This window comes from Nonomuraea sp. NPDC049269 (genome assembly GCF_043197155.1).
Taxonomy (GTDB): Bacteria; Actinomycetota; Actinomycetes; order Streptosporangiales; family Streptosporangiaceae; genus Nonomuraea.
In genome coordinates this window covers 126,699-140,416 of record NZ_JBICSO010000011.1, presented here as the reverse complement: position 1 = coordinate 140,416, position 13,718 = coordinate 126,699, and the positions used below count along the sequence as shown (strand labels likewise).

The following is a 13,718-nucleotide window of genomic DNA, read 5'->3' as shown; positions in this document are numbered from 1 at the left end:
ACACGGGGGTCAGGTGCCAAACGACAGGAGTCTCGACGACCGCCGTCGCGAAGCCCTGGCCTCCGTGGCCCCGGGCACACCGCTACGCGACGGCCTGGAGCGGATCCTGCGCGGTCAGACCGGCGGCCTGATCGTGCTCGGCTACAACAGCGTGGTCGAAGAGGTGTCCAGCGGCGGGTTCGAGCTCGATGTCGAGTTCTCCGCCACGCGCCTGCGCGAGCTGGCCAAGATGGACGGCGCGATCGTGGTCGGCGACGGCCAGCGGATCGTCCGCGCCGCCGTGCACCTGGTGCCGGACCCGGGCATCCCCACCGACGAGTCGGGCACCCGCCACCGCACCGCGCAGCGGGTCGCCCGCCAGACCGGACTGCCGATCATCGCGATCAGCAAATCGATGCGGATCATCGCCCTCTACCTCGACGGCATCCGCTACGTGCTGGAGGAGTCGGCGGCCATCCTGTCCAAGGCCAACCAGGCCCTGGCCACGCTCGAACGCTACAAGCACCGCCTCGACGAGGTCTCCGGCACGCTGTCGGCCCTGGAGATCGAGGACCTGGTGACGGTCCGTGACGTGGCCGCCGTCGCCCAGCGGCTGGAGATGGTCAGGCGCATCTCCGACGAGATCAAGGGCTACGTGGTCGAGCTCGGCACCGACGGCAGGCTCCTGTCACTGCAGCTCGACGAGCTGGTGGCGGGCGTCGACTCGGAGCGTGAGCTGGTCGTGCGCGACTACCTCCCGACCCCCGCCGGCCGCCGTCACCGGCGCCTCACCGAGGCCATGCACGATCTCGACGCGCTCTCGAGCGAGGAGCTGCTCAACCTCGCGACGGTCGCTCACGTGCTGGGCCACAGCGAGGACGAGACGCTCGACAGCCCGGTCAGCCCGCGCGGGTTCCGTCTGCTGGCCAAGGTGCCCCGCCTGCCCGCGACCGTCGTCGATCGGCTGGTCAACCACTTCGGCGGGCTGCAGAAGCTGCTGGCCGCCAGCATCGACGACCTCCAGGCCGTGGGGGGCGTCGGCGAGTCCCGGGCGCGCAGCGTCCGCGAGGGGCTCTCCCGGCTCGCGGAGTCCTCCATCCTGGAGCGCTACGTCTGAGCCCGCCGGCCTTCCTCAGCGAAGGTGGAAGACGCCCATCGGGCTTCTGAGCTTGCCCATGTGCACCACGGCCACGTACGTGCCCGGCAGGGCGGCCGGCGGGTCGGTGCGGCAGTCGCTGCTGGAGCGGCGCCGGTCCCAGTCGAGCGAGCGCACGAAGGGGACCCCGCGCTGCAACTGCCTGAGCTCGGTGGCCTCGCCGCTGACACAGTCGGAGTTGGACCAGATGCGGTCCTCCCCGGAGGTGATGCGGACCTCCATGGACCGCGGGCCCACGTCGGCGGAGCACATGACGGGGCCGGTGTTGACCAGGCTGATGAGGAAGTTGGGCTGGGCGCCTGGCGCGTAGACATCCTGCTTGCCCTGCATGCTGAGCACCAGGTCGCCCTCGCTGCAGGGATCGCCGGGCCGCTGGGGCGGCAGGGCCGCCGTCGTGGTCTTGCCGGCGCTCGGTGTGGGCGAGGGGGTGCCGGTGCTCACGGTCATGGTGTGCAGACCGGCGAGCAGCGGATCCGCCGCCGTCGGGGTGACGCTCACGGAGCTCTGCGTGCTGGAGGGCCGCTGCGGCCCGCTCCCCCCGCTGGAACACGCCCAAGCGACAACCGCCACCACGACGAGAACCGCCACCAGGACGCTCATACGCCGTCGCCAGTAGATGTCGCCGCTGCCGTCACCCATCGTATCCGGATCCATACACACAGCATGGTAATCCATTGGCCACGGAGTGTGACGACACGCCGCTGGTCGCCATCTCGGCATAGCCTAGGGCGCGTGGTTGAGCCGAACCTCCTACACGTCCCCGTTCTGGAGTGGTACGAGGACAACGCCCGAGACCTCCCGTGGCGTACCGCCAACGCGACGCCGTGGGGCGTGCTCGTCAGCGAGATCATGCTGCAGCAGACCCCGGTCATCCGCGTCCTGCCCATCTGGCACGAGTGGATGAACCGCTGGCCCACCCCGAAGGCCCTGGCGGCCGAGCTCCCCGGCGAGGCCGTACGCCACTGGGGCAGGCTCGGCTACCCGCGCCGGGCGTTGCGGCTGCACGCGTGCGCGAAGGCCATCACCGAGGAGCACGACGGCGAGGTGCCGTCGGACCACGCGACCCTGCTGGCCCTGCCCGGCATCGGCGAGTACACCGCCGCCGCGGTCGCCAGCTTCGCGTACGGCGGGCGGCACGCGATCCTCGACACCAACGTCCGGCGGGTGTTCGCCAGGGCGGTACGGGCCGAGGAGTATCCGCCGACGGCCACCTCCGCCGCCGAACGTCGGCTGGCCGAGACGCTCCTGCCCGAGCTCGGTGCCGCCCGCTGGGGCGTGGCCGTCATGGAGCTGGGCGCCCTGGTCTGCACGGCCCGCACGCCACGCTGCGCCGACTGCCCGATCGCCCAGGTGTGCGCGTGGCGCCTGGCCGGCAAGCCGCCGCATGACGGGCCCGCCCGCAAGGGCCAGACGTACGCGGGGACCGACCGCCAGTGCCGGGGGCGCCTGCTGGCGGTGCTGCGGGCGGCCCACGGGCCGGTGCCCAAGGCCGCGCTCGACGTGGTCTGGGACGATCCGGTGCAACGAGAGCGCGCCCTGGACGGCCTGATCGCGGACGGCCTGGCCGAACACCTCGACGACGGCACCTACCGCCTGCCCCACTCCTGACCGCCGGCTCACCGGACCCAGGGCGGGACCGTCCGCTCCGAGCCCTTGGGCGCCAGGTCGCAGGCGTCCGGGGCCGACACGCCGTCCGGGTTGTACGCCTCGACTCCCGGAGACGCGACCACGATCGCCGCGAAGCCGTCGCGTGGATCGGCCGTCATCTGCCGGGTCACGTCGGCGGGCAGCACCATGGTGTCGCCGGGCCCCACGGTGAACAGCTCGCCGCCCAGCTCGACAGTGGCCGTCCCGGCCAGCCACGTCCACACGGACTCGGCGTCGAAGACGTGGACCGGCCCCACCATCCCCGGCACGGCGTCCACCCGCCACACGGCCGCCCCCGCCTCGCCCTGGGTCGGTGAGGCGAGGGTGGTCATGACGGCGTTGGGCGTCTCGGTCCGGCGGGAGCCGGCGGAAAGGACAACAGGCATCGGTTTCTCCTCAATGGATGATCGGCTTGCGGTTGACAATCGGTCGGCGACCTACGGTTGATGACCGGCCTCCGGCCAGGGCACACGGACCGCGCTTGTTGGCGGCCCACGGGCCCTGGGCAGCGCGGGTCCTGGGCAGCGCGACTAGTGCTAGCGACTGGCCTGTGGTTCGCGGGTGACCGGCAGTTGGTGGCCGGTCTGTGGTCGGGCGTACGGGCGGTGGGTCACGCGATCCACGGTGGCGTGCCGTAGGCGTCAGAGCCGTCGGCCGCGAGTGCCCTGGCTCCGGCCGGTGCCGTCACCACGGCCGTGTAGCCGGCCTCGGCGCCGGCCGTGACGCGCCGTACCGTGCGGGCGGGCATGACGACGGTGTCGCCCGGCCCGACGCCGAACGTCTCCTCGCCCAGCTCGACGGTGGCCGTCCCGGCCAGCCACGTCCACACCTGCTCGCTGTCGAAGTCGTGCGACGGCCCGGCCACACCGGGCTTGGCGTCGACCCGCCACAGGGACCGCGACGCACCCCCTTGGCTCGGCGAGGCGAACGTGGTCATGACCCCGCCGGCGGTCTCTGATCGACGCGCATCGGCATCACGGATGACAGTCATCCCGGCAACCCCTAAGATGGACAACAAAGTTGTCTATATAGTGAACCAGGTTGTCTATCGTGTCAAGCGACATCCCCGGCTTCGAGCTTCCGCTCCGCCTCCTTCTCGGCTTCCGCGTGCTCATCGACGAGCTCCACGCGGAGCTGGGCCGCCAGGGCCATCCCGACATCCGGCCGATGCACGGCTTCGTCATGCAGGCGATCGGCCGGGGCAGCACGACCGCCGTGGACCTCGGCCGGACGCTGGGCGTCTCCAAGCAGGCGGCCGGCAAGACGATCGACGTGCTGGAACGCATCGGCTATGTGGAGCGCACCGTGGACCCCCACGACACGCGACGTAAGATCGTCCGTCTGACGCCCTACGGCGTCGACGCCCTGGTCCGCTCGGGCCGCATCTTCGAAACCCTCCGCGAACGCTGGGCCGGGGAACTGGGCGAAGAGCGCGTCCAGGCCCTGGTGGCCGATCTTCGCAAGGTAACTCCGCCCGACCTGTTCCGTCTGGACACGCCGGGCTGGTTCGGGACGCTGTAGCGGCCGGGAGCTACGCGGCTGGATGCAGGCCCGACCGCGGTCAGGCTGTTACACGGCCAGTTGCAGGCCCAACCGCGGTCAGGTTGTTACGCGGCCAGTTGCAGGCCCAGCCCGGTCAGGCTGTTGCGGGCCCAGTCGAGCTGTTCGGCCAGCAGGGACACCAGCGCCCCCGGCCCCTTGGCGCGTCCCGGCACCGCCAGGTTGTGCGTCTCGACCTCGATGTGCGCGCTCCCGCTGACCGCGCCCGACAGCATCGCCGCCATCGTGTCGTACAGCACCGCGCCCGTACTGGGCGTATCCCCTGTGTGGTTGTGCACGTGCCCCAGCTTGACCACCGGAGCGCCCGCCGCGGCCAGGCCGCGCAGTGCCGCACCCGGCTCCTCGGCGCCGCAGGCCAGGTGGCAGGCGTCGAGGCACACGCCCAGGTGGTCGGAGTCGATCCCGCACACCCGCTCCAGCGCCTGCTCGGTCGTCTCCAGCACGCAGCCGGGCCACGGCTCGAAGCCGACGCGGATGGTCTTGCCGGTGACGCTGTAGATGCCACGGAGCTCTCTGGCCAGCCGTTCGAGCCGCCGGGTGGCGATGGCGTGCAGGTCGGCGGGCCAGTCGTGGCGCCAGCCGATCGGGATGGTGGAGATGCTGCCGAACCGTACGTCGTCGGGCAGCAGGAACGCCAGGATCTTGGCCAGCGCCATCGTGTAGCGGTAGCGCTCCGGCTTGGCCCAGTCGGGACCTGGCACCTCCAGGTTGCGCCCGCCGGTGCCGTTGAGGCTCACCACCTCCAGGCCGCGCTCCTCCAGCGACCTGCGCAGCCGTACGAGCTCGATGCGGTCGGCCGTGAGGTGGTCGGCCACGGCGGGCGAGAGCCACAGGCCGACGCCCATCCGCTCGACCCCGAGCCGCTTGCGCACCGGCACCGCGTAGCGGGTCAGGTGGGCGATCAGGTTCTCCAGGTCTTCCGCGGGGTGTACGCCTGCGTTGTAGGCGAGGTGAACCAGCGTTCCGTCATCGTGACGCAGACGCATTGAATCCTCCACGGCTTGCACTGGTCGTTCCCGTCGCCCGCCCTGGGGATGATGCGGACTCTGTCGAGCATGCCTGCTGCCGGGTGGCGCACGCGTCCGCCCTGAGTTGATTCGCGCGTACTCCCCAGGGAGCAGCCCTCCCCTTGGGAACGCCGTCTTGCGGACGACATGGGGAGGCCAGGCGATGCTCTACGCAGTGTAGTACTACTACCGGTGGCGGTACACCCAGGTTTCCAACAAATTAAGCAACCGGCCTATGAAACGACGAAACCCCCGTGTGATCTCTCACACGGGGGTCGCTGGGTCGAACTCGGGCGCCGTTAGTTCTTGATCGGCGCCGCGATCGCCGCGGCCGAGTCGGGAACCTGGCTGGACGCCGCGTCCTCACCGGTGAAGATGAACTTCGCGTCGTCGCCTTCGCCCTCGATCGTGACCTTGACGATCTGGCCCGGACGGAGCTCGCCGTACAGGATCTTCTCCGACAGCGAGTCTTCGAGCTCGCGCTGGATGGTCCGGCGCAGCGGCCGGGCACCCATGACCGGGTCGTAACCGCGGTCGGCCAGCAGCTGCTTGGCCTCCTGCGAGACGTCGAGCCCCATGTCGCGGTCCTTCATCCGGGCGTCGACCTGAGCGAGCATCAGGTCCACGATCAGGATGATCTCCGCCGGCGTCAGCTGGTGGAAGACCACGATGTCGTCGACACGGTTGAGGAACTCGGGCCGGAAGTGCTGCTTGAGCTCCTCCTGGACCTTGGACTTCATCCGCTCGTAGTTGGAGTCGGCGTCGTTGGACTTGGCGAACCCGACCCCGATGCCCTTGGAGATGTCGCGGGTGCCGAGGTTGGTGGTCATGATGATGACCGTGTTCTTGAAGTCCACCACGCGGCCCTGGGCGTCGGTCAGGCGACCGTCTTCCAGGATCTGCAGCAGCGAGTTGAAGATGTCGGGGTGGGCCTTCTCGATCTCGTCGAACAGGACCACGGAGAACGGCTTGCGCCGCACCTTCTCGGTGAGCTGACCGCCCTCCTCGTAGCCGACGTAGCCGGGAGGCGAACCGAACAGCCTGGAGACGGTGTGCTTCTCCATGAACTCCGACATGTCCAGGCTGATCAGAGCGTCTTCGTCACCGAAGAGGAACTCCGCCAGCGCCTTGGACAGCTCGGTCTTACCGACGCCGGACGGGCCGGCGAAGATGAACGAGCCACCGGGACGGCGCGGGTCCTTCAGCCCGGCGCGGGTGCGCCGGATCGACCGGGACAGGCCCTTGATGGCGTCGTCCTGACCGATGATCCGCTTGTGCAGCTCGTCCTCCATGCGGAGCAGGCGCTGCGACTCCTCCTCGGTCAGCTTGAAGACCGGGATGCCGGTGGCCGTCGCCAGGACCTCGGCGATGAGCTCCTCGGTGACCTCGGCCACGACGTCCATGTCGCCGGCCTTCCACTCCTTCTCGCGCCGCTCGCGCTTGAGCTGGAGCTGCTTCTCCTGATCGCGGAGGGCGGCCGCCTTCTCGAAGTCCTGCGCGTCGATCGCGGACTCCTTGTCCCGGCGGACGTTGGCGATCTTCTCGTCGTACTCGCGCAGGTCCGGCGGAGCGGTCATCCGGCGGATGCGCATCCGCGAACCGGCCTCGTCGATGAGGTCGATCGCCTTGTCGGGAAGGTAGCGGTCGCTGATGTAGCGATCGGCCAGCTGCGCGGCCGCGACCAGCGCGCCATCGGTGATGGACACCCGGTGGTGCGCCTCATAGCGGTCGCGCAGACCCTTGAGGATCTCGATCGTGTGGCTGAGCGAGGGCTCGGCCACCTGGATCGGCTGGAAGCGCCGCTCCAGAGCGGCGTCCTTCTCCAGGTATTTGCGGTATTCGTCGAGGGTCGTGGCACCGATGGTCTGCAGCTCGCCACGCGCCAGCATCGGCTTGAGGATGCTGGCCGCGTCGATCGCGCCCTCGGCCGCGCCCGCGCCGACGAGCGTGTGCAGCTCGTCGATGAACAGGATGATGTCGCCGCGCGTGCGGATCTCCTTGAGCACCTTCTTCAGACGCTCTTCGAAGTCACCGCGGTAGCGGGAACCCGCCACCAGAGCGCCGAGGTCAAGCGTGTAGAGCTGCTTGTCCTTCAGCGTCTCGGGCACCTCGCCCCTGACGATCTTCTGCGACAGGCCCTCGACGACGGCGGTCTTGCCGACGCCGGGCTCGCCGATCAGCACCGGGTTGTTCTTGGTCCTCCGGGAGAGGACCTGCATGACCCGCTCGATCTCCTTCTCACGGCCGATGACCGGATCCAGCTTGCCCTCGCGGGCGGCCTGGGTCAGGTTACGGCCGAACTGATCGAGCACCAGGGAGGTCGACGGGGCCGACTCCTGCGGGCCGCCGGCTGCGGCCGGCTCCTTGCCCTGGTAGCCGTGGAGCAACTGGATGACCTGCTGCCTGACACGGTTGAGATCGGCTCCAAGCTTGACCAGCACCTGGGCTGCCACACCCTCACCCTCACGGATGAGCCCGAGCAGGATGTGCTCGGTGCCGATGTAGTTGTGACCCAGCTGCAAGGCCTCACGGAGCGACAGCTCAAGAACCTTCTTGGCCCGCGGGGTGAACGGAATGTGCCCCGACGGAGCCGACTGGCCTTGGCCGATGATCTCCTCGACCTGCTGACGCACTCCTTCAAGGCTGATGCCGAGGCTCTCCAGAGCCTTGGCGGCTACGCCCTCACCTTCATGGATCAAACCAAGAAGAATGTGCTCAGTGCCGATGTAGTTGTGGTTGAGCATCCTGGCCTCTTCTTGGGCCAAGACGACAACCCGCCTTGCTCGGTCGGTGAACCTCTCGAACATCTCGTCGCTCCTCACAGAGCGGTCAGTCAGGCCGGTAAATCCGGTCCCGTCATCCCGCATGCTAGCCCTGGCTCGGCGAACCGTGCCCACTGCCACTGACACGCTCTATAGCAGAGACGTTCCCCGGGAGCAGGGCGTTCACCCTCTATCCAACTACCGATCGGGGGTTACGTGTTCCCGATACGCCGCAAGCGAACGATGTTTGGGAAGCTTCGGCGAAGCACCTGGAATTGGTCGCCACGGCGCCGGCAGATCAACATGGAGCGGCTTCTGGCCGCCACGGGTGAGAGGGCTCGCCCGCGCATCGCCCATGCCACATCAGTGAGCCATACGCAAACATCCTATGTAGGGAAGCGCGCTCCGCGCCAATCGATCGTGGTACGTCGCCCGGAGGCCGCGAAATCGCCCGTCTGGTCAGCCGGGTTACCAACCCGGGCCGTCGCGCCACCGGGGAGCCCACACCCGGGGCTGGAACGCACCAGAACGGAAAACCGCCCGGAATCTACCGAGCGATCAGCCCAAAATGATCACATATGGGCGATTAGAAGATCGCCCCGCGAACTGTCCAGCATTTGAGAAGAGCCGATAAAATGATCATGCGCTTATGGCGTTCGCCGGGGTCCTTAGGCGAGCGGCATAAGCGCATGGTCGGGAGATGACTCTCTCAGTGAGCTGCTTCGTACTTCTCCACCACGGTGGAGGCGATTCGGCCACGCTCGCTCACCGGCAGACCGTGAGCCTTGGCCCACTGCCGGATCTCCGAGCTCTTCTCGCGGCTCATCGCACGCTGTCCGCCGCGACCGCGCCGACGCGTGGTGACGGCACCGGACCGACGAGCGTGCTGTACGAAAGGCGTGAGCGCGTCCCTCAGCTTCTTGGCGTTAAGGTCGCTCAGGTCAATCTCATAGGAGGAGCCGTCAATAGCGAAGCTGACCGTCTCATTGGCCTCGCCCCCATCGAGGTCATCGATGAGAATCTCCTGGATCTGCTTGGCCATCTACGCAATCCTTTCGCGGAGCATTGTTTCATTCGCCAGGGCAAACATATACCCGGAAAGGCGTTGAGACAATTCAGCGCTACAAGGATTCCGCTGAGTCACCGATCAGTTGTGGTTCTCGGCCTGATCCTGGCGGTTTGGACGGCGTCCAGCGGCCTCGGATCGGACCAACTTCACTACGCCAAAGATGAAGGCGCCGCCCACGACCACGGGTGGGATGAGGGCTGACAATACGTCGGTAAGGGCCTGCATTCGTCCTCGTCTCCACAGCGGACCGGGGTTTCGATGGGCGCTTTATCCACAAGCGGCCCCAGCATGAGCGCCCCTCATGCCACACCAGGTGGACAACCGCCCGCACCTGACCATAGTGGTACACCGATGCTGTCCGTGTGCCAAGAGCGCCAACATCCGGCAACCCGGACGTCTCATAGCCTAATGCCAGTCTCTCCAGACTCCTTACCGGATCAAGTGAAAATTTTACGGAAAGGCATCGGCCCAGGTACCCAAGGCTCAACGAAGATCTTTGGTCACCAGTGTTCCGGCGAGCCTGTCGTGCGGCCCGCGCTGCAGCGGCCTGTCGATCAAGATGAGGATCCCGACCCAGAAGACGAAGATTCCGGCCAGCACATTGACCACCGGAATGCCCATCACCATGACAGCTCCGGGATAGATCAGGGACCGTTTCAGCAGCGCGCCTCGCCGAAGGCCACCGGGCTCCAGGCGAATCTTCATGATCGCCTTGCCGAAGGTGCGGCAGCCCATGGAATGCGCGGTCCAGTCATAGACCGTATATCCCAGCCCGGCGAGCAGACACGCGAACACGCCGGGCAACCGGCCGTCGAACGCCTCCAGCAACCCGACAGTTCGAAAGGCCGCCCAGAGCGCAACGAACAGAATGTAATAGAAGACACCGAAGACGAGGGCTTCAATGAGCCGGGCGGCCAGCCGTTCCCACCATTCCGCTGGGGCCGCGTCACTCCACGGCGGCGACCCGGTCATAACCCACCTCGACCCTTCGGCGAACCGGCCGCTACCCATTTTGGTACGGCCCGCACACACAAAACAGAGGCCGGCCACCGGCCGACCTCTGTTTCGCGCTCGCGAGGACTACTTGATCTTCACTACCACGGTGTTGCTGAACTTGTCGGCGAACGTCTGCTGCAGCGGCTTGTCCCAGAGTTGGGAGGCACCGTTCAGCGCGACGGCGATCCCACCGAGCAGCGTCCCGACGAACGGGATGATGCCGAGGAGGTATCCGCCCCAGGTGATGGCCGCCCGCTTGAGCGCCACCTCGTTGGGCAGGCCGCCGGGCGGCAGCATGTTGCCCATGGGCACGATCTTGATACCCATGACCAGCTTGCCGACCGTCTGGCCGCTCATCTTGGTCATGAAGTATTCGTAGGCGACATATATCGCCGTCATGATGATGGTCTGCACGATCCCGTAGGCGAGCGGGCCCAGCAGGCCGCTCGTCGTACCGGTCACGGAGTTGTAGCTGCTGAGCAGGACGGCCGCGAGAATGAGGCCCAGCACCCCGGACACGATGCCGAAGATGACACCGTCGATGATCCTCGCCACGAGCCGCTGCCACCACTCGGCGAGCGGGGCCGGGGCTCCGGGCGGCTGCATCCCGTACGGCTGGGCGCCGTAACCGGGCTGCTGGCCGTACTGGGGCTGCTGCTGCCCGTATCCGGGCTGACCACCGTACTGCGGCGGCTGCTGACCGTATCCCGGCTGGGACTGCTGCTGCTGGCCATAGCCGGGCTGCTGACCGTAACCAGGCTGCTGACCCGACGGGGGCTGCTGCCCATAACCAGGCTGCTGACCGTAGCCGGGCTGCTGACCGTAACCAGGCTGCTGGCCCGACGGGGGCTGCTGCCCATAGCCGGGCTGCTGGCCGTAACCGGGCTGCGACTGCGGCTGCTGGCCATAACCCGGCTGGGACGGCTGCTGCTGCCCGTAACCGGGCTGCTGGCCGTAGCCCGGCTGCGACTGCGGCTGCTGACCGTAGTCCGGCTGGCCGTACTCGGGCTGCTGGCCCGAGGCCTGCTGCTGCCCGTAGCCGGGCTGCTGGCCGTATTCAGGTTGCTGGCCGTAGCCGGGCTGCTGCCCGTACTGGGGCTGCTGCTGGCCATATTGCGGCTGCTGCCCGTAACCGGGCTGCTGGCCGTAGCCCGGCTGCTGCTGCTGGCCGTACTGCGGCTGCTGACCATAGCCCGGCTGCTGCTGCCCATAGTTGGGTTGCTGACCATAGGCGTCGTCCGCCCGGTAGCCAACGATCGTTGCATCCGGGTCGGGCCCGCCATAGGGGCGGCCCGCGTTGTGCTGTCCGTATTCGGGAGTCCCGCCAGGCGCAGAGTTCTCGCCGGATTCGTCCTGTGGATACGGCGGCTGTCCGGTGCTCACCGTGTCACCTCGCTTCGAGTGCGCATGTGGCACGTGTCAGGACACATGCCTGTGCTGCCCAACGTATCGACATAGGTATCAACAATCACCTTTCCCATTAGTCAAGGTCCGCGTCACCCGATGTCAGGTGGAGCAGCATGCGGGTGTTCCCCAGAGTGTTGGGCTTGACGTGTTCCAAGTCGAGGAACTCGGCGACACCCTCGTCGTACGAGGCCAGCAGCTCCGCGTAGACCTCTGGCGAGACCGGAGTGCCCTGAACCGGGCGGAATCCATGCCTCGCGAAGAAATCGACCTCAAAAGTCAGACAGAATACCCGGCGCAGGCCGAGCTCTCGGGCGGTCATGATCAAGGAGGAGACGATCCGGTGCCCGATTCCGAGGCCGCGGAACTCCGGGTTGACGGCCACCGTGCGAATCTCCGCGAGATCCTCCCAAAGCACATGCAGCGCGCCACAACCGACCACCTGGCCGCCGCGCTCGGCGATCCAGAACTCCTGCACGTCCTCGTACAGGGTGACGGTGGCCTTCTCCAGAAGCCGTGGTCCAGCGCCCGCATAGGTGTCGACCAGGCGCCTTATCGTCCTGACATCCGGCGTGCGGGCACGCCGGACGACGGTTTCCGCGTCCGGGACTGTCACTTCGGCGACCTGCTCCATGGGTCTCCAGAGTACAGATCCGATTACGGCTCCCCCCTAACTGCGACCTCTCCCCCATCTCATGACATCTGGTGGTTGATCGATCACGATGGGGGATCCCTTGGCTTCTAGGCTTCCATGTCTTGGCGAACTTGGTGGAAAAAGGACATAAAGTCTGTTCTGTACGGCCAAGCACGAGACCCTCTCGTGACCCTTCGGTTGCGAAACCTCTACTGACTTGGCAGTTCTGGTTGAGCACGAACGCGGAGTGCACTAGTGTCCAGCGACGATGTCACCCGCGCGAGCCAAGCGTGGAGACGCGCCCAATCTCCGCGAGGAGAACCGGGGACCCGCCGGTGGCGAGCTCATCCTGACGCCACCCTGGGGTGAATCCGAGCGATTCGTTCGGTAGGGCTGCTCCGGCCCGAACCCGTCAGCTAACCCGGTAGGCGCCGATGAGAGGAGCTGGTTGGTGAAGTACACCCGCAATCGCGAGGGGAAGCCGGCGGGCGCTCATGCCCGCCCTCCGGGATCCCGGAAAGCCTCCACCCGCTTGGGTGTCATCGCGGCGACCGTCGCCACCCTCCTGCTCGCCATCCCCGTCGCCTCCGCCGTCGCCGATCCCAAGCCCTCGCTGAAGGCCCTGTCCAAGCAGGCCGAGGAGCTCCACACCCAGATCGAGACGCTCAGCGAGCAGTACAACGGCCAGCGGGAGAAGCTCAAGACCGCCAAGAAGGCGGTCGAGTCGGCCCAGAAGACGCTGGCCGCCAGCGAGTCCGATCTCGCCACCAAGCGCGCCAAGGCCGCCTTGCTGGCCCAGAACGCCTACATGAACGGCGGCCTCGGCCACTCCCTGGCGTTCGCCTCCTCCGACGACCCCGAGAGCTTCCTCGACCGGGCGGCCACCACCGACGCGCTGGAACAGCAGCAGGGCGCCGAGGTCAACCTGGTGACCGCGGCCAGGGAGGCCGCCGAGCGGGCCAGGACCAGCGCCAAGACGCGCATCGACGAGGTCCAGGAGATCGTCGACGGCCTCGACACCAAGCGTGACAAGATCACCAAGCTGGTCTCCAAGGTCGAGAGCAGCCTCTTCAAGCGCGCGATCGGCGAGGCGGGCCGCCCCGGCACCCGCGCCGTGAAGGTGAGCCTGCCGGTCATCGGCGCCGGCAAGGCCGCCATAGCCGCCAGGTGGGCGCTCACGCAGCAGCTCAAGCCCTACGTCTGGGGCGCCGAGGGCCCGAGCTCGTACGACTGCTCCGGCCTGGTGATGGCGGCCTACCAGCGGGTGGGCATCTCACTGCCGCACTACACCGGCGATCAGTGGACGGCCGGCCGGCACATCTCCAAGGAGGAGCTGCGCGCCGGCGATCTGGTCTTCTTCTACGGCGACCTGCATCACGTCGGCATCTACATCGGTGGCGGCATGATGGTCCACGCGCCGCAGACCGGCGACGTCGTGCGCATCGCGTCCATCGCTCGCCGTCCGTTCGCGGGCGCCGTACGCATCGCCGACTGAACCTCCGGC

The 13,718-nt window shown here is 67.6% G+C and carries 13 protein-coding genes and 1 riboswitch; of the genes, 4 read left to right on the top strand and 9 right to left on the bottom strand.

Features of this window, described 5'->3' with window-relative positions; all coding sequences use genetic code 11:
* Window positions 1-13 precede the first annotated feature (13 nt).
* Window positions 14-1,096 (top strand): DNA integrity scanning diadenylate cyclase DisA, encoded by a 1,083-nt coding sequence (gene disA, locus ACGFNP_RS50025; protein WP_358320461.1) that lies wholly within the window; start codon window positions 14-16, stop codon window positions 1,094-1,096.
* A gap of 15 nt (window positions 1,097-1,111) precedes the next feature.
* Here disA and ACGFNP_RS50020 read toward each other — a convergent pair whose 3' ends face one another.
* The gene (locus ACGFNP_RS50020; protein WP_358320464.1) at window positions 1,112-1,789 is read right to left on the bottom strand and encodes a hypothetical protein; all 678 of its coding nucleotides are present in this window, start codon (window positions 1,787-1,789) and stop codon (window positions 1,112-1,114) included.
* A 78-nt stretch (window positions 1,790-1,867) separates the two neighbouring features.
* On the opposite strand from ACGFNP_RS50020, the gene ACGFNP_RS50015 reads away from it, so the two are divergent.
* Entirely contained in the window at window positions 1,868-2,743 is an 876-nt protein-coding gene (locus ACGFNP_RS50015; protein WP_393330335.1) for an A/G-specific adenine glycosylase, read from the top strand.
* 8 nt (window positions 2,744-2,751) lie between these two features.
* Here the strand turns inward: ACGFNP_RS50015 and ACGFNP_RS50010 are convergent, their stop codons facing one another.
* Window positions 2,752-3,168 (bottom strand): cupin domain-containing protein, encoded by a 417-nt coding sequence (locus tag ACGFNP_RS50010; RefSeq protein ID WP_393330332.1) that lies wholly within the window; start codon window positions 3,166-3,168, stop codon window positions 2,752-2,754.
* 224 nt (window positions 3,169-3,392) lie between these two features.
* Window positions 3,393-3,719: a cupin domain-containing protein gene (locus ACGFNP_RS50005; protein ID WP_358320473.1), complete on the bottom strand. Its 327-nt coding sequence runs from the start codon at window positions 3,717-3,719 to the stop codon at window positions 3,393-3,395.
* A gap of 113 nt (window positions 3,720-3,832) precedes the next feature.
* Between ACGFNP_RS50005 and ACGFNP_RS50000 the strand changes: the two genes are divergently transcribed.
* A complete protein-coding gene (locus ACGFNP_RS50000) occupies window positions 3,833-4,303 on the top strand; it encodes a MarR family winged helix-turn-helix transcriptional regulator (RefSeq protein ID WP_358320475.1) in 471 nt (156 codons plus the stop codon).
* An 86-nt stretch (window positions 4,304-4,389) separates the two neighbouring features.
* Here ACGFNP_RS50000 and ACGFNP_RS49995 read toward each other — a convergent pair whose 3' ends face one another.
* The 6 genes from ACGFNP_RS49995 to ACGFNP_RS49970 form a co-directional block, all read right to left on the bottom strand.
* Window positions 4,390-5,328 carry a TIM barrel protein gene (locus ACGFNP_RS49995; protein ID WP_358320478.1) on the bottom strand — a complete coding sequence of 313 codons (939 nt, stop codon included), beginning with the start codon at window positions 5,326-5,328 and terminating at the stop codon, window positions 4,390-4,392.
* Window positions 5,329-5,648: 320 nt separating this feature from the next.
* Entirely contained in the window at window positions 5,649-8,156 is a 2,508-nt protein-coding gene (locus tag ACGFNP_RS49990) for an ATP-dependent Clp protease ATP-binding subunit (RefSeq protein ID WP_358320480.1), read from the bottom strand.
* Between the two features lie 664 nt (window positions 8,157-8,820).
* Window positions 8,821-9,153: an Lsr2 family protein gene (locus ACGFNP_RS49985; protein ID WP_214641947.1), complete on the bottom strand. Its 333-nt coding sequence runs from the start codon at window positions 9,151-9,153 to the stop codon at window positions 8,821-8,823.
* A 510-nt stretch (window positions 9,154-9,663) separates the two neighbouring features.
* Window positions 9,664-10,152: an RDD family protein gene (locus ACGFNP_RS49980; protein ID WP_393330327.1), complete on the bottom strand. Its 489-nt coding sequence runs from the start codon at window positions 10,150-10,152 to the stop codon at window positions 9,664-9,666.
* Window positions 10,153-10,260: 108 nt separating this feature from the next.
* Entirely contained in the window at window positions 10,261-11,559 is a 1,299-nt protein-coding gene (locus tag ACGFNP_RS49975; RefSeq protein WP_393330325.1) for an RDD family protein, read from the bottom strand.
* 97 nt (window positions 11,560-11,656) lie between these two features.
* Window positions 11,657-12,214 carry an amino-acid N-acetyltransferase gene (locus ACGFNP_RS49970; protein ID WP_393330322.1) on the bottom strand — a complete coding sequence of 186 codons (558 nt, stop codon included), beginning with the start codon at window positions 12,212-12,214 and terminating at the stop codon, window positions 11,657-11,659.
* A gap of 289 nt (window positions 12,215-12,503) precedes the next feature.
* Window positions 12,504-12,660, top strand: a riboswitch (cyclic di-AMP (ydaO/yuaA leader).
* Between the two features lie 86 nt (window positions 12,661-12,746).
* Between ACGFNP_RS49970 and ACGFNP_RS49965 the strand changes: the two genes are divergently transcribed.
* On the top strand, window positions 12,747-13,709 hold the full coding sequence (locus tag ACGFNP_RS49965; RefSeq protein ID WP_393330319.1) for an NlpC/P60 family protein: 963 nt from the start codon (window positions 12,747-12,749) through the stop codon (window positions 13,707-13,709).
* The last annotated feature ends 9 nt before the right edge of the window (window positions 13,710-13,718 follow it).